Origin of the sequence: Mycobacterium sp. SMC-8 (assembly GCF_025263565.1) — a bacterium.
In the GTDB taxonomy this organism is placed as follows: Bacteria; Actinomycetota; Actinomycetes; order Mycobacteriales; family Mycobacteriaceae; genus Mycobacterium.
This window is the reverse complement of record NZ_CP079865.1, coordinates 3,438,007-3,452,952: the sequence shown is the minus strand read 5'-3', so window position 1 is coordinate 3,452,952 and position 14,946 is coordinate 3,438,007. Positions and strand designations below refer to the sequence as shown.

The 14,946-nt window shown below is 67.1% G+C and carries 17 protein-coding genes; 16 read left to right on the top strand and 1 reads right to left on the bottom strand.

Translation table 11 applies throughout. The features are described from left to right. The first annotated feature begins 1 nt into the window (after position 1). The 5 genes from KXD97_RS16725 to KXD97_RS16705 all read left to right on the top strand — a co-directional run bounded on the left by KXD97_RS16725 (position 2) and on the right by KXD97_RS16705 (position 3,906). Positions 2–619, top strand: a complete 618-nt coding sequence (locus KXD97_RS16725; RefSeq protein WP_260751157.1) for a TetR/AcrR family transcriptional regulator — start codon at positions 2–4, stop codon at positions 617–619. 25 nt (positions 620–644) lie between these two features. Then, a complete protein-coding gene (locus KXD97_RS16720) occupies positions 645–1,883 on the top strand; it encodes an acyl-CoA dehydrogenase family protein (protein WP_260751155.1) in 1,239 nt (412 codons plus the stop codon). A gap of 156 nt (positions 1,884–2,039) precedes the next feature. Further along, a complete protein-coding gene (locus KXD97_RS16715) occupies positions 2,040–3,038 on the top strand; it encodes a phosphotransferase family protein (RefSeq protein WP_260751154.1) in 999 nt (332 codons plus the stop codon). A gap of 124 nt (positions 3,039–3,162) precedes the next feature. Next, positions 3,163–3,492: a DUF6285 domain-containing protein gene (locus KXD97_RS16710; protein ID WP_260751152.1), complete on the top strand. Its 330-nt coding sequence runs from the start codon at positions 3,163–3,165 to the stop codon at positions 3,490–3,492. A gap of 189 nt (positions 3,493–3,681) precedes the next feature. Beyond that, the gene (locus KXD97_RS16705; RefSeq protein WP_260751151.1) at positions 3,682–3,906 is read left to right on the top strand and encodes a hypothetical protein; all 225 of its coding nucleotides are present in this window, start codon (positions 3,682–3,684) and stop codon (positions 3,904–3,906) included. Between the two features lie 6 nt (positions 3,907–3,912). Here KXD97_RS16705 and KXD97_RS16700 read toward each other — a convergent pair whose 3' ends face one another. Next, on the bottom strand, positions 3,913–4,542 hold the full coding sequence (locus tag KXD97_RS16700; protein WP_260751150.1) for a class I SAM-dependent methyltransferase: 630 nt from the start codon (positions 4,540–4,542) through the stop codon (positions 3,913–3,915). A 42-nt stretch (positions 4,543–4,584) separates the two neighbouring features. Here KXD97_RS16700 and KXD97_RS16695 point away from each other — a divergent pair, with 42 nt between their 5' ends. The 11 genes from KXD97_RS16695 to nuoI all read left to right on the top strand — a co-directional run bounded on the left by KXD97_RS16695 (position 4,585) and on the right by nuoI (position 14,941). Then, a complete protein-coding gene (locus KXD97_RS16695; protein ID WP_260751149.1) occupies positions 4,585–4,983 on the top strand; it encodes a nuclear transport factor 2 family protein in 399 nt (132 codons plus the stop codon). A 69-nt stretch (positions 4,984–5,052) separates the two neighbouring features. Further along, the gene (locus KXD97_RS16690; RefSeq protein ID WP_260751146.1) at positions 5,053–5,472 is read left to right on the top strand and encodes a hypothetical protein; all 420 of its coding nucleotides are present in this window, start codon (positions 5,053–5,055) and stop codon (positions 5,470–5,472) included. Between the two features lie 164 nt (positions 5,473–5,636). Further along, complete coding sequence (locus KXD97_RS16685; RefSeq protein ID WP_260751145.1) at positions 5,637–6,011, top strand: NADH-quinone oxidoreductase subunit A; 375 nt, start codon at positions 5,637–5,639, stop codon at positions 6,009–6,011. After that, positions 6,002–6,556 carry an NADH-quinone oxidoreductase subunit B family protein gene (locus KXD97_RS16680; protein WP_260751144.1) on the top strand — a complete coding sequence of 185 codons (555 nt, stop codon included), beginning with the start codon at positions 6,002–6,004 and terminating at the stop codon, positions 6,554–6,556. Before KXD97_RS16685 ends, KXD97_RS16680 begins: the two co-directional genes overlap by 10 nt. 70 nt (positions 6,557–6,626) lie before the next feature. Then, a complete protein-coding gene (locus KXD97_RS16675; RefSeq protein ID WP_260758011.1) occupies positions 6,627–7,253 on the top strand; it encodes an NADH-quinone oxidoreductase subunit C in 627 nt (208 codons plus the stop codon). After that, positions 7,253–8,581 carry an NADH dehydrogenase (quinone) subunit D gene (nuoD, locus tag KXD97_RS16670; protein WP_260751143.1) on the top strand — a complete coding sequence of 443 codons (1,329 nt, stop codon included), beginning with the start codon at positions 7,253–7,255 and terminating at the stop codon, positions 8,579–8,581. The genes KXD97_RS16675 and nuoD overlap by 1 nt, the downstream gene beginning before the upstream one ends. Then, positions 8,578–9,465 carry an NADH-quinone oxidoreductase subunit NuoE gene (gene nuoE, locus KXD97_RS16665; protein WP_260751142.1) on the top strand — a complete coding sequence of 296 codons (888 nt, stop codon included), beginning with the start codon at positions 8,578–8,580 and terminating at the stop codon, positions 9,463–9,465. The genes nuoD and nuoE overlap by 4 nt, the downstream gene beginning before the upstream one ends. Then, positions 9,462–10,781: an NADH-quinone oxidoreductase subunit NuoF gene (nuoF, locus tag KXD97_RS16660; RefSeq protein WP_260751141.1), complete on the top strand. Its 1,320-nt coding sequence runs from the start codon at positions 9,462–9,464 to the stop codon at positions 10,779–10,781. The genes nuoE and nuoF overlap by 4 nt, the downstream gene beginning before the upstream one ends. Continuing rightward, the gene (locus KXD97_RS16655; RefSeq protein WP_260751140.1) at positions 10,778–13,192 is read left to right on the top strand and encodes an NADH-quinone oxidoreductase subunit G; all 2,415 of its coding nucleotides are present in this window, start codon (positions 10,778–10,780) and stop codon (positions 13,190–13,192) included. The genes nuoF and KXD97_RS16655 overlap by 4 nt, the downstream gene beginning before the upstream one ends. After that, positions 13,189–14,424 (top strand): NADH-quinone oxidoreductase subunit NuoH, encoded by a 1,236-nt coding sequence (gene nuoH / locus KXD97_RS16650; RefSeq protein ID WP_260751139.1) that lies wholly within the window; start codon positions 13,189–13,191, stop codon positions 14,422–14,424. The genes KXD97_RS16655 and nuoH overlap by 4 nt, the downstream gene beginning before the upstream one ends. Beyond that, positions 14,417–14,941: an NADH-quinone oxidoreductase subunit NuoI gene (gene nuoI / locus KXD97_RS16645; protein ID WP_260751137.1), complete on the top strand. Its 525-nt coding sequence runs from the start codon at positions 14,417–14,419 to the stop codon at positions 14,939–14,941. The genes nuoH and nuoI overlap by 8 nt, the downstream gene beginning before the upstream one ends. The last annotated feature ends 5 nt before the right edge of the window (positions 14,942–14,946 follow it).

The following is a 14,946-nucleotide window of genomic DNA, read 5'->3' as shown; positions in this document are numbered from 1 at the left end:
CGTGCCGCCGGAACCCGGTTCGCTCAGCGCCAAGGGCCGCCAGACCCGCGGCGCGATCGAACAGGCAGCCCGCAAGCTGTTCGCCGAGCGTGGCTTTCACGGCACCACGCTCACCGACATCACGTCGGCTGCCGGCAAGTCACCCGCGGTCTTCTACCGGTACTTCGCCGACAAGGAGGATCTGCTCGCTGCGCTGGCGCAGTCGTTCCTGCGCGATGTCGTCACTCCGTCCGGTCTGAGTGTTGCACTGCCCGAGTCGCCCGACGACGACGCGTTCTTCACCACGGTGGTCAGCGGGTACTGGACGATGTTCAAGCAGAACATCGGGATCATGATCGCCGTCGCGCAACTGGCCGCCACCCAGCCGCGCTTCGCGCTGGTGCAGAACGAGTTCCGGAGATTCGGCATCGACATCGTAGCGGCATCGGTGCTTCGCGCCCAAGAACAGGGATACGGTGGGGAACTGCACCCCGAGCACACGGCGGCGGCGATCGCGTTGCTGTTCGAGAACTTCACCACCGTGTTCGTCGGTGCATCCGGCCTGGGCATCGACATCGACGACGAGGAAGCGATCGCCACCCTCTCACGGATCTGGAAGAAGACGCTGTACGGATACTGACCACGACGACGTTCAAAGGAGAACTGTGGACTTCACCCTTCCGGACCACCTCCCCGGGCTGCTCGCCGAGATGGACGCGTTCATCGAGGCCGAGATCAAACCGCTGGAGCGCGAACACATCCAGTATTTCGACCAGCGACGCGAACATGCCCGCACCGATTGGGACAACGGCGGTGTGCCGCGTCGTGAGTGGGAGGATCTACTCGACGAGATGCGCCGGCGTGCCGACGCCGCGGGCTGGCTGCGTTTTGGGCTGCCGTCGCAGTTCGGGGGCCGGGACGGCAGCAACCTCGACATGGCGGTGATCCGGGAGCATCTGGCCCACAAGGGGCTGGGGTTGCACAACGACCTCCAGGACGAGTCCTCGATCGTCGGCAACTTCCCGCAGGTGATCATGATGGACCGCTTCGGCACCGACGAGCAGAAGCGGGAATGGACCGACGCACTGATCACCGGCAAGCGGTCGATGGCGTTCGGACTCACAGAACCCAATCACGGTTCGGATGCCACATGGCTGGAGACCACCGCCGTGCAAGACGGTGACATGTGGATCATCAACGGCGCCAAGCGCTTCAACACCGGGGTGCACCGTGCCACCCACGACCTGGTGTTCGCGAGGACCTCCGGTGAGGCGGGCCAGGCACGTGGCATCACCGCGTTCCTGGTGCCGACCGATGCGCCGGGATTCTCGGTTCCGTACTACTGGTGGACGTTCAACATGCCCACCGACCACGGCGAGGTGCTCCTGGAGAACGTGCGGGTGCCGTCGGACGCGGTGCTCGGCGAGGTGGATCGCGGGCTTGAGGTCGGGCAGACGTTCCTGCACGAGAACAGGATCCGCCAGGCCGCCAGCAGCCTGGGAGCGGCCCAGTACTGCATCGACCGCGCCGTCGCTTACGCCAACGACCGTAAGGTGTTCGGCAAGCCGCTCTCGACCCACCAGGCCGTGCAGTGGCCGCTCGTGGAGTTGCAGACCGAGGCGCAGATGGTGCGCCTGCTGGTGCGTTTCGCGGCGTCCGAACTCGACCGCAACCACCACATGGAGGTGTCGGACAAGGTGTCGATGGCCAACTACCGGGCCAACCGCCTGGTCTGCGAGGCCGCCGATCGCGCCATGCAGGTGTTCGGCGGTGTCGGCTACAGCAGGCACGAGCCGTTCGAGCACATCTATCGGCATCATCGCCGGTATCGGATTACCGAGGGGGCGGAGGAGATTCAGATCCGGCGGGTGGCGCAGAGGCTGTTCGGATTCGGGCGGCGATGAGCGCTTGCGCGAAGAGCAGAAGGCAGCGATGAGCGCTTGCGCGAAGAGCAGAAGGCAGCGATGAGCGCTTGCGCGAAGAGCAGAAGGCGGCGATGAGCGCTTGCGCGAAGAGCAGAAGGCAGCGATGAGCGCTTGCGCGAAGAGCAGAAGGCAGGCATGAGCGCCGATTTGGCCGCGGCTCTCGAAGAGGTGCTGCGGCCGGTGCTCGGCGACACGACCGTCGAGAATCTGCAACGGCTGACGGGTGGGGCGAGCCGGACGACGTGGAGTTTCACCACGCACGCGAGGAGCAGATCAGACACCGCGTACGTCGACGGTAATGCCCGGCCGCTGATCCTGCGTACAGGCGCCCGCGACAACATCCACGCCAGCATGGAGCTGGAGGCCAAGGTTCAGCAGCGCGCCGCCGCTGCCGGCGCCCCGGTGCCCCACATCCTCACCGCGGACAGTTCTTCGGAGGTCGTGGGTGATCCGTTCCTGATCTGTGATGCCATTCCCGGTGAGACGATCGTTAGGCGCATCTTCCGCGGCCTCGATCAGGAAGGACGCACTCGCTTGCTCGGACAGTGTGCGACAGCGCTTGCGGCGATTCATCGCGCCGACCCGGACGGTATTGGTTTGACCGCGCCCGACGAGCTCGCCGGGTGGCCAACACGTCTGGATGAGATCGGCGACACCACAGCGGCTTTCGAGTGGACATTCCGTCGGCTGGCTGACGCGCGTCCGGCCCCCTCACCGATGCGCCTGGTGCACGGCGATTTCCGGATGGGCAACGTAATCGTCGACGAGTCAGGCCTTGCCGCGGTGCTTGACTGGGAACTGACGCATATCGGGGAGATCTACGAAGACCTGGCGTGGTTCTGTATCCGCGCATGGCGGTTCGGCGCACCCGAGGAACTCGGAGCAGGCGGCCTGGGCAGCGTGGAGGCGTTCTTGCAGGCCTATGAGGCGGCGGCGGGTACCACGCTAGACCGCAAGGCTTTCCGGTGGTGGCTGACCGTGGCGACACTGCGGTGGGGCGTCATCTGCCGGCACCAGGCCGAACGCCACCTGTCCGGCGAGTCGCCGTCGGTCGAGCTGGCGGCGATCGGTCGCCGGGTCAGCGAAACCGAATGGGACCTGCTGGATCTGCTGTCAGGAGGAGGGCCGCGATGAGCGCTCGCGCGAAGAGCCGAGGGCCACGATGAGCGCTCGCGCGAAGAGCCGAGGGCCACGATGAGCGCTCGCGCGAAGAGCCGAGGGTCACGATGAGCGCTCGCGCGAAGAGCCGAGGGCCACGATGAGCCGACGTCCCACCGCTGCTGAGCTTGTCGCCGCCGTGGCCGACTTCCTCGACAACGACGTCCGCGCCCTCGAAGGTCAGGTCGGCTTCCATTCCCGCGTAGCGGCCAACGTGTTGCGCATCGTCGAGCGGGAGCTGCTCGACGAGGAGAGGGCAGCGGTACGGACCGCGATCGACGGTCTCGGCTTCCCCGACGAGCAGTCGCTGGCCGGTGCGATTCGGGACGGCAGACTCGACGACCGGGGCGACGAGGTGATGAAGTGCCTGCGCCTGATGGTGCGGCACCGGTTGTCGATCGACCACCCGGGGTATGCGGACGGGCGATGATCCCGTCCGTCTCGTCGATGACGCAGCTCATGGTCACCGAGGCCCCGACCCGTACGGCATCGCCCCCGACGGGGTCGGCGTGGTGTGGGTGACACTGGTGCACAGCGGCGTCGTCGTCCGCCTGACCGCTGACGGCGGTCAACAGCGCTTCAGGCCGCGTCGGGTACAGCCACGGCGAGGTCGCCGAGTTTGCCTGCCGGGCCCGGCCGGCCGGCCACCCCCGATCGCCGCCGGGCAGCGCGGTGCTGGTTTACCGAGTGGGCCGCGGGTCGCGTCGGACACCTGACCGCCGACGGTGTCATCAGCGAGTACGCCCTCCCGGTGGCCGCCTCCGAACCCCACGGGATCGCCGTCGTCCCGGACGGCACGGTGTGGGTCGCCGCCGGGGGCAGGTCGGTGGTCGGGCTGCGCTGACGCGGATCAGAGCCTGCGCACCCGCGCCAGCCACGCGGGTTCGTCGACGACGGTGCCGGTGGGCAGCCCCAGCGCCTCGGCGTGGAGATCCGTCACCATTCCTCGGTATCTCGTCTCGTCGAGCGCCTCGATCTCCCACCCCGCCTCGAAAGCGGCCCGGATGGTGTTGTCACTGACCTCGGGCCCGAATCCGCGGCCGGTGTCCGAGAGTGCGAGGACATGCACCACGGAGCCGGTCCGGGTCGCCGAGCGGAGGCTCCGCACGTAGGACGCGCGGTCTTCGTCGTCGAAGATGTGGAACAGCGCGCTGTCGATGATTGTGTCGTACTTCGGCTGCTCGGGGAGGTGCAGTGCGTCGGCCACGGCGAAGCGGGCGTTCACGCCGCGCGCCTCGGCGTTGCGCCGGGCCTGTTCGATCGCGGTGGGCGCACCATCCATCCCGACCACGTCGTAGCCCGCCTCGGTCAGCAGGATGGTGTGCTCGCCGGTACCACATCCGGCGTCGAGCACCCGGCCGGTGATCAGACCGGCCCGTTCCAACTCGATGACGGCCGGCTGCGGCTCGCCGATCACCCACGGCAGAGTCTGGTTCTTGTAGAACTCGTCGAAACGGGACAGTCTTGGGGTCAGATTCATGCCCGCCAGTGTTCAACCTGAACCGAAGTTGAGGTCAACACGATGCCCGTGACAGTCACCGCCGCCGTGGCCGACCGGCTTTTCGGCGCGATCGAGCACAGCGACATCACCACGGTGGCGAAGCTGTTCAGTCCGGGCATCGCGGTCTGGAAGAGTGGCGACACCCGGGACAACGACCATGCCCGTTCGGTGAAGATCATCCAGTGGTTCGTCGACGCCACCGTTGATCGCCGCTACGAGATCCTGGACCGCCAGCTGTTCGACGGAGGTTTCGTCCAGCAACACGTCCTGCATGCGCGTACCCCCGCCGGGACGACGATCGCGATGCGGGTGTGCATCGTGATCAAAGTGGACGCAGACGGAATGATCACCCGGGTCGACGAGTACTTCGACCCCGCCGAGATCGAGCCACTGCTGTCCACACCTCGTCGTGACCGCTGAAGCGGCGGCGTAGCAGCCCTTTTCGGTGTTCGGGCCTCGGCACCGGGACTGCGCGTTACCATCGCGCCCATGGCCGTGCCATCTCCGGAGCCATCACGGGCTCAGGACCCGCTGCGGATCCTCGTCTACAGCGACAACCCCAGGACCAGGGAACAGGTCAGGCTGGCGCTGGGTAAGCGCATCCACCCGGAGTTGCCCGAACTGACCTATCTCGACGTCGCCACGGGACCGATGGTGATCAGGCGGATGGACGAGGGTGGATTCGATCTGGTGATCCTCGACGGGGAGGCCGCCCCGGTCGGCGGGATGGGGATCGCCAAGCAGCTCAAGGACGAGATCAACGACTGCCCGCCGATCCTGGTGCTGACCGGGCGTCCTGATGACGCGTGGCTGGCCCGGTGGTCGCGGGCCGAGGCCGCGGTGCCACATCCGATCGATCCCATCCGGCTGGGCGACGCGGTGGTGTCGCTGCTACGCCCCGCGCTCTGACCGGATCCGCAGGAAAGGTCCTGGCGCAGTTACCTATTCGAGGCAGAGCGAGATCGCCGGACGACGCCACTAGCGATACTAACCAAAATGTATGGCGCGGATCCCAAACAAGGCTAGGCTGTGCGGTAGCTCACATCGACTGCCCCGAGGAGCTGCAACGCAGTATGGATCTGTACACGCCCATTCTGGTGCTTGGTGCGATCGCCGCTGTGTTCGCCGTCGGGTCGGTCGGGATCGCGCTGCTGATCGGGCCGCGACGTTACAACCAGGCCAAGCTCGAAGCCTACGAGTGCGGCATCGAACCGATGGATCCGATGGACCCTGCCGCGGCCGCGACGGGGCAGCGCTTCCCCATCCGCTACTACCTGACGGCGATGTTGTTCATCGTCTTCGACATCGAGATCGTCTTCCTTTACCCGTGGGCGGTCGCGTTCGACAGCCTCGGGCTGTTCGCCCTGGTGGAGATGCTGCTGTTCATGGTGATCGTGTTCGTCGCCTACGCCTACGTGTGGCGGCGGGGAGGCTTGCAATGGGATTAGAGGAACGGTTGCCCAGCGGAATCCTGCTCTCGACCGTCGAGAAGGTCGCCGGATACGTACGCAAGGGTTCGCTGTGGCCCGCGACTTTCGGGCTCGCCTGCTGTGCGATCGAGATGATGGCGACCGCGGGACCGCGTTTCGACATCTCCCGATTCGGCATGGAGAGGTTCTCGGCGACACCGAGGCAGGCCGATCTGATGATCGTCGCGGGCCGGGTCAGCCAGAAGATGGCGCCGGTGCTGCGTCAGATCTACGACCAGATGGCCGAACCGAAATGGGTGCTGGCCATGGGGGTGTGCGCCTCTTCCGGCGGAATGTTCAACAACTACGCGGTGGTGCAGGGGGTTGACCACGTGGTGCCTGTCGACATCTACCTGCCGGGGTGTCCGCCCCGGCCCGAGATGCTGCTGCACGCAATCCTCAAACTGCACGACAAGATTCAGCAGATGCCCCTCGGGGTGAACCGCGAGGAGGCGATCCGGGAGGCCGAGCAGGCTGCGCTGGCAGCGCCGCCGACGATCGAGCTGAAAGGCCTGCTGCGGTGATGAGGATGGTGCACCGGTGAGCGCTTCGGACGGCGACGTGCGCCCCGAGGTGATTGGGGTGCGCCGGGGCATGTTCGGCGCCGAGGGCTCCGGCGACACCTCGGGTTACGGCCGCCTGATCCGTCCGGTCGCGCTTCCGGGCGGCTCCCCGCGGCCGTACGGGGGGTATTTCGACGACATCGTCGACACGCTGGAAGCCGCACTGGGCGAAGAGACCTACGCCGAATCGATCGAGCGGGTGGTGGTCTACCGCGACGAGCTCACCGTCGAAGTGCACCGCGACCGGCTCGTCGAGGTGGCCCAGACCTTGCGCGACGACCCGGCACTGCGTTTCGAATTGTGCCTGGGCGTCAGCGGTGTGCATTATCCCGACGACGCGGGCCGCGAGCTCCATGCGGTCTATCCGCTGATGTCGATCACGCACAACCGGCGGATGCGCATCGAGGTGGCCGCTCCCGATGCCGACCCGCACATCCCCTCGTTGTTTCGTGTCTATCCGACCACCGACTGGCACGAACGTGAGACCTACGACTTCTTCGGCCTGATCTTCGACGGCCATCCATCGCTGACCAGGATCGAGATGCCGGACGACTGGGTGGGCCATCCGCAGCGGAAAGACTATCCACTGGGCGGCATTCCAGTCGAATACCACGGCGCCGAGATCCCGCCTCCCGACCAGCGGAGGGCATACAACTGATGACCACTTCGAAGCAACCGCCCGAACGGGTGGTGGTCGTCGGCGGCCAGGACTGGGATCAAGTCGTCACTGCGGCCAGGCAGAACGCGGCCGAGCACGCCGGTGAGCGCATTGTCGTCAACATGGGTCCGCAGCACCCGTCCACGCACGGTGTGCTGCGGTTGATCCTGGAGATCGAAGGCGAGACGATCGTCGAAGCCCGGTGCGGCATCGGGTATCTGCACACCGGTATCGAGAAAAACCTGGAGTTCCGGAACTGGACGCAGGGTGTCACGTTCGTGACCCGGATGGACTATCTGTCACCGTTTTTCAACGAGACCGTCTACTGCCTCGGCGTGGAAAAGCTACTCGGGGTCACCGACGACATCCCGGAACGGGCCTCGGTGATCCGCGTGATGATGATGGAGCTCAACCGGATCTCCAGTCATCTTGTCGCGCTGGCGACCGGTGGCATGGAGCTGGGCGCCATGACCGCGATGTTCCTCGGCTTCCGCGAACGCGAACTCATTCTCTCGGTGTTCGAGACGATCACCGGGCTGCGGATGAACAACGCCTACATCCGGCCGGGCGGGGTGGCCGCCGACCTGCCCGATGAGGCGCTCCCCCAGCTCCACGACCTGCTCAAGGTGCTGCCGGCGCGGCTTCGCGACATGGAGGACCTGCTCAACGAGAACTACATCTGGAAGGCCCGCACGCAGGGGGTGGGCTATCTCGACCTGACCGGGTGCATGGCGCTGGGCATCACCGGTCCCGTGCTGCGGTCCACCGGCCTACCCCACGACCTACGGAAGACCCAACCCTATTGCGGCTACGAGACTTACGAGTTCGACGTCATCACTGACGACCAGTGCGACTCCTATGGCCGGTATTTGATCCGAGTCAAGGAGATGCACCAGTCGATCAGGATCGTCGAGCAGTGCGTGGACCGTCTCGAGCCATTGTCCGGTGCGCCGGTGATGATCGCCGACAAGAAGCTGGCATGGCCTGCCGACCTGAAGGTCGGACCCGACGGTCTGGGGAATTCCCCCGAGCACATCGCCAAGATCATGGGTCACTCGATGGAGGGTCTGATCCACCACTTCAAGCTGGTGACCGAGGGGATCCGGGTGCCGGCCGGGCAGGTCTACGTCGCGGTCGAATCGCCGCGCGGCGAGCTTGGGGTGCACATGGTCTCCGACGGCGGGACACGCCCTTACCGGGTGCACTACCGGGATCCGTCGTTCACCAATCTCCAAGCCGTGGCGGCGATGTGTGAGGGAGGCATGGTCGCGGACGCGATCACGGCAGTGGCATCGATCGACCCGGTGATGGGCGGGGTGGACAGATGACCAACGTCTTTCTGGAGCTGGGCCAGCGGCCTGACGAGCCCGGTCCCCCGGTTCACGGGCCCACGAGGTATCCCGCCGAGGTGACCGCGAGGCTGGAGGCAGACGCGGCGACGATCGTGGCCCGCTACCCGCAGGCGAGGTCGGCGCTGCTGCCTCTTCTGCACCTGGTGCAATCCGAGGACGGCTACCTTACCCCGGCCGGAATTGCTTTCTGTGCAGCACAGTTGGGTCTCACGGACGCGGAGGTGACCGCGGTCGCGACGTTCTACTCGATGTACCGGCGCGAACCGACCGGCGATTACCTGGTGGGGGTCTGCACCAACACCCTCTGCGCGGTGATGGGCGGCGACGCGATCCTGGAGAGCCTGGAGACGCACCTGGGTGTCGCACCGGGCCAGACCACCGCGGACGGGGCGGTCACGCTGGAGCATGTCGAGTGCAACGCCGCCTGTGACTACGCCCCGGTGGTGATGGTGAACTGGGATTTCTTCGACAACCAGACCCCGGCCTCGGCCCGAGATCTCGTGGATGCGCTGCGCTCGGGTCGCCCACCGACGCCGTCGCGCAGCGGTTCGCTGTGCACCTTCCGGGAGACGGCGAGAATCCTTGCCGGGCTTGCCGGCCCGTGTGACGAGGTGGCACCGGGAGAGGTCGGTGCGGCGACACTGGCCGGGCTGCGGTTCGCCCGCAAGCACGGCATGTCGGCACCAGATGGCGGTGCGCCGTCGGACACCTCCGATTCCGGGCATGCCGCACCGTCGGCGGACGGGCAGGCCGAAGCCGCCGAGGCCGTGAAAGACCAACCGGCACCGGCACCGTCGGCCGACGTCCCGGCGCGGCCGTCGACACCGGAAACCGACCCGAAGGCGGCGGATCACCGATGAACACGCTGACCCCGGTGCTGAGCCGGTTCTGGGACGAGCCACAACCGTGGTCATTGGACACCTATCGCCGCCACGGCGGGTACCAGGCACTGGACCGGGCGCTGGCCATGACACCCGACGACGTGATCGCCACAGTGAAGGACTCCGGACTGCGGGGACGCGGAGGCGCGGGTTTCCCGACCGGGACGAAGTGGTCGTTCATTCCCCAGGGGAAGGAGGGCGCCGCCGCCAAGCCGCACTATCTGGTGATCAACGCCGATGAGTCCGAACCCGGCACCTGCAAGGACATTCCGCTGCTGCTGACCAGCCCGCATTTCCTGGTCGAGGGCGCGATCATCGCCGCATACGCGATCCGGGCCCATTACGCGTTCATCTACCTGCGCGGTGAGGTGGTGCCGGTGCTGCGGCGATTGCAGGCCGCGGTCGCCGAGGCCTACGCCGCGGGACATCTCGGCACCGACATCCACGGGTCCGGTTTCGATCTGGAGCTCATCGTGCACGCCGGGGCCGGCGCCTACATCTGCGGTGAGGAGACCGCACTGCTGGACTCACTGGAGGGCCGGCGCGGCCAGCCCCGGTTACGGCCGCCCTTCCCGGCCGTCGCAGGACTCTACGCATGCCCGACCGTGGTCAACAATGTCGAGTCGATCGCCAGCGTGCCGCCGATCATGCTCAACGGTGTCGACTGGTTCCGGTCCATGGGTTCGGAGAAGTCACCTGGTTTCACGCTGTACTCGTTGTCCGGTCACGTCACGACACCCGGTCAGTACGAGGCTCCGCTCGGTGTCACGTTGCGGCAGTTGCTCGAGTACGCCGGCGGGGTCCGCGCCGGGCACTCACTGAAGTTCTGGACGCCGGGCGGATCGTCGACACCGCTCCTGACCGCCGAACACCTGGATGTGCCCTTGGATTACGAGGGCATGGCCGGTGTCGGGTCCATGCTCGGCACCAAGGCGCTGCAGATCTTCGACGAGACCACCTGTGTGGTGCGGGCGGTGCGCCGGTGGACGCAGTTCTACGCGCACGAGTCGTGCGGCAAGTGCACCCCGTGCCGTGAGGGCACCTACTGGCTGGCGCAGATCTACGAGCGTCTCGAGACCGGTGCGGGCACCGAGGCGGATCTGGACAAACTGCTCGACATCTCCGACAACATCTTCGGGAAGTCGTTCTGCGCGCTGGGTGACGGGGCGGTGAGTCCGATCATGTCCTCGCTCAAGTATTTCCGCGGTGAGTACGAAGCGCACCTCGCCGCCGGCGGATGCCCGTTCGACCCGTACGCGTCGATGCTGGCCGCACCGGAAGGAGTGGGCGCATGACCCTCGCAGAGCACAGCCACGACGCGCCACCGGTGGAGATGGTGACCCTGACCATCGACGGCAACGAGGTCACGGTGCCCAAGGGCACGTTGGTGATCCGCGCCGCCGAGTTGATCGGGCTGCAGATCCCGCGCTTCTGCGACCATCCCCTGCTCGACCCGGTGGGTGCCTGCCGACAGTGCCTCGTCGAGGTGGAAGGACAACGCAAACCGTTGGCGTCGTGCACCACCACCGTGGCCCCCGAGATGGTGGTGCGCACCCAGTACACCTCAGAGGCCGCCGATAAAGCCCAGCACGGCGTGATGGAACTGCTGCTGATCAACCACCCGCTGGACTGTCCCGTCTGCGACAAGGGCGGCGAATGTCCGCTGCAGAACCAGGCGATGTCCAACGGCCGTGCCGAGACCCGATTCGAGGACGTCAAACGGACGTTTCCCAAGCCCATCAACATCTCGTCGCAGGTGCTGCTCGACCGGGAACGCTGCGTGCTGTGCGCCCGCTGCACACGCTTTTCCGATCAGATCGCCGGCGACCGGTTCATCGATCTGCTGGAACGCGGTGCGCGCCAACAGGTCGGGATCGCGCCGGGTGAACCGTTCCAGTCGTACTTCTCCGGCAACACCGTGCAGATCTGCCCGGTCGGTGCGCTGACCGGCGCCGCGTACCGGTTCCGGGCGCGGCCGTTCGACCTGGTGTCGAGCCCGAGCGTATGTGAGCACTGTGCGTCGGGATGCGCGCAGCGCACCGACCACCGCCGCGGCAAGGTGATGCGCCGCCTGGCCGGCGACGATCCCGAGGTGAACGAGGAATGGAACTGCGACAAGGGTCGGTGGGCGTTCACCTACACCACGGTGGGCGACCGCCTCACCACACCGCTGGTGCGTGACGGCGGCGCCCTGCGGCCGGCCTCGTGGTCGGAGGCGCTCAGCGTCGCCGGGGCCGGGTTGGCCGCGGCCGCAGGCAGCACCGGTGTGCTGGTCGGCGGCCGGGCCACCGTCGAGGACGCATACGCCTACGCCAAGTTCGCGCGAATGGTGTTGAACACCAACGACATCGACTTCAGGACCAGACCGCACAATGCGGAAGAGGCCGGCTTCCTCGCCGCGCATATCGCGGGCCTGCCCATGACCGTGACCTACGCCGATCTGGAGAAGGCGCCAGCGGTGCTGCTGGCGGGTCTGGAACCCGAAGAGGAGTCACCGATCGTCTCTCTGCGCCTGCGCAAGGCCGTCCGCAAACACGGACTGCAGGTGCTGTCGATCGCGCCGCTGGCCACCCGTGCCCTCGGCAAGCTGTCGGGCCGGCTGATCCGGTGCGCCCCGGGTTCCGAGGCGGCCGCTCTGGACGGGCTGGCCGGCGACGAACTGCTGTCGATGGCCGGTGCGCTGCTCCTGGTCGGAGAGCGCCTCGCCGTGTCCCCCGGCGCGCTGACGGCGGCGGCACGACTCGCCGAGAACACCGGGGCGCGCCTGGCGTGGATACCGCGGCGCGCCGGAGATCGCGGGGCGGTGGAGGCGGGCGCGCTGCCGAACCTGCTGCCGGGCGGTCGACCGGTCGGCGACCCCGCTGCCCGCCGGCAGGTTGCCGACGCATGGCACGTCGACGACCTCCCGGACGTCCCGGGCCGCGACACCTCGACGATCCTTGCCGGCGCCCGTGACGGCACGTTGGGCGCGTTGCTGCTCGGCGGCGTCGAACTCGACGACCTGCCCGATCCCGACGCCGCCCGCGCCGCGGTGGAGGCGGCCCCGTTCGTCGTCAGCCTGGAGTTGCGCCATAGCGATGTCACCGAACGTGCCGACGTGGTGTTCCCGGTCGCGCCCGTCGCCGAGAAGGCGGGCTCCTTCCTCGACTGGGAGGGCCGCAGTCGCGCGTTCGGACCGGCACTGCAGAGCAACGCGATCTCCGATCTGCGGGTGCTGAGCCTCCTGGCTGACGAGATCGGGGTCGACCTCGGCCTGGCAACCGCTGCGCAGGAACGGGTCCGCCTCGGGATGTGGTCGGGAAACCGCGCCGCCGCTCCGCAGGTTGATCCGTCGCCGCCACAACCGCAGCACGGTCAGGCCGTGCTGGCGGGCTGGCGGATGCTGCTCGACGACGGACGGCTGCAGGATGGTGAACCACACCTCGCCGGTACGGCGAGAGCGCCCGTGGCCTGCCTCTCGCCGGCCACGGCGGACGAGATCGGTGTCGCGGCCGGTGAACTCGTGTCCGTCAGCACCGCCCGCGGCGCGATCACGCTGCCGTTGACGGTGGCCGACATGGACGACCGTGTGGTCTGGGTGCCGCTGAACTCACCCGGCAGCCACGTGCACCGAAGCCTGGGTGTGACGACGGGAGCGCTGGTGTCGATCGGTCGCGCCCCGTCCGGCTGCGGCCAGAACGGCCAATCTGACCGGAGCCCGGCATGACCTACCCCGACCCCACACTGTTCGGGCACGATCCGTGGTGGCTGATGGTCGGTAAGGCAGTCGGCATCTTCGGGTTCCTGGTTCTGACCGTGCTCGCCGCGATCCTGATCGAGCGAAAGATCTTGGGACGCATGCAGATGCGCCTCGGTCCGAACCGCGTCGGTCCGCGTGGCCTGTTGCAGTCGCTGGCCGACGGCGTGAAGCTCGCGCTCAAAGAGGGACTTGTCCCCGCCGGGGTCGACAAGGGCATCTATCTGGCGGCCCCGGTGATCGCGGTGATCCCGGCATTCATGGCGTTCGCGGTGATCCCGCTCGGCGGCGAGGTGTCGGTGTTCGGCCACCGCACCGCACTGCAGTTGACGGATCTGCCGGTCGCAGTGCTCTACATCCTGGCGGTGACCTCGATCGGGGTGTACGGCATCGTGCTGGCCGGCTGGGCGTCGGGGTCGGTGTATCCGCTGCTGGGCGGGCTGCGCTCGACGGCGCAGGTGATCTCCTACGAGATCGCCATGGCGCTGTCGTTCGTCGCCGTGTTCATCTATGCGGGCACGATGTCGACCTCCGGCATCGTCGCGGCGCAGAACGACACGTGGTTCGTCGTCCTGCTGTTGCCGTCATTCCTGGTCTACCTGACTGCCATGGTCGGCGAGACCAACCGCGCACCTTTCGACCTTCCCGAAGCGGAGGGTGAACTCGTCGGCGGATTCCACACCGAGTACTCCTCGCTGAAGTTCGCGATGTTCATGCTGGCCGAATACGTGAACATGACGACGGTGTCCGCGCTGGCCACCACGCTGTTCCTCGGCGGCTGGCGGGCTCCGTTCCCGATCAGCCTCTGGGAGGGAGCCAACAGCGGCTGGTGGCCGGTGCTGTGGTTCACCGCCAAGGTGTGGCTGTTCCTGTTCTTCTTCATGTGGTTGCGCGCCACCCTCCCGCGGATGCGCTACGACCAGTTCATGGCGCTGGGGTGGAAGATCCTGATCCCGGTGTCGCTGGGCTGGATCGTCATCGTGGCGACCACCCGCGCACTGCTCGACCAGGGCGTGCAGACCTGGACCACCGCCCTGATCGGTGTTGCGGTCGTCGCGGCCCTGCCGCTGGTGCTGGTGGGCGGACGGCGAAGGCGCGCCACACGGAGTCGCCGTGAACCCGTCCCACCGGCCGGGGGCGGCGCCTACCCGGTGCCCCCGCTGCCCGCCAAGGACCGTCGCAAGGAGAGTGCGGATGCCTAAGTTCCTCGACGCGGTCGCAGGTTTCGGAGTCACCTTCGGCTCGATGTTTAAGAAACCGGTGACCGAGGAGTACCCGGAAAAGCCCGGTCCTGTTGCCAAGCGCTACCACGGCCGGCATCAACTCAACCGCTACCCCGACGGCCTGGAGAAGTGCATCGGGTGTGAGCTGTGCGCATGGGCCTGCCCGGCCGACGCGATCTTCGTCGAGGGCGCCGACAACACCGAAGACGAACGGTTCTCTCCCGGCGAGCGATATGGCCGGGTTTACCAGATCAACTATCTGCGGTGCATCGGATGCGGCTTGTGCATCGAGGCGTGCCCGACCCGGGCGCTGACGATGACCAACGACTACGAGATGGCCGACGACAACCGCACTGATCTGATCTACGGCAAGGACAAGCTGCTGGCCCCGCTGGAACCCGGCATGGAGCCTCCGCCACACCCGATGGCGCCCGGCAGCACCGACGACGACTACTACCTCGGCAACGTCGGGCCCGTCGCCCGGGACAGCAGTTGAGGAGC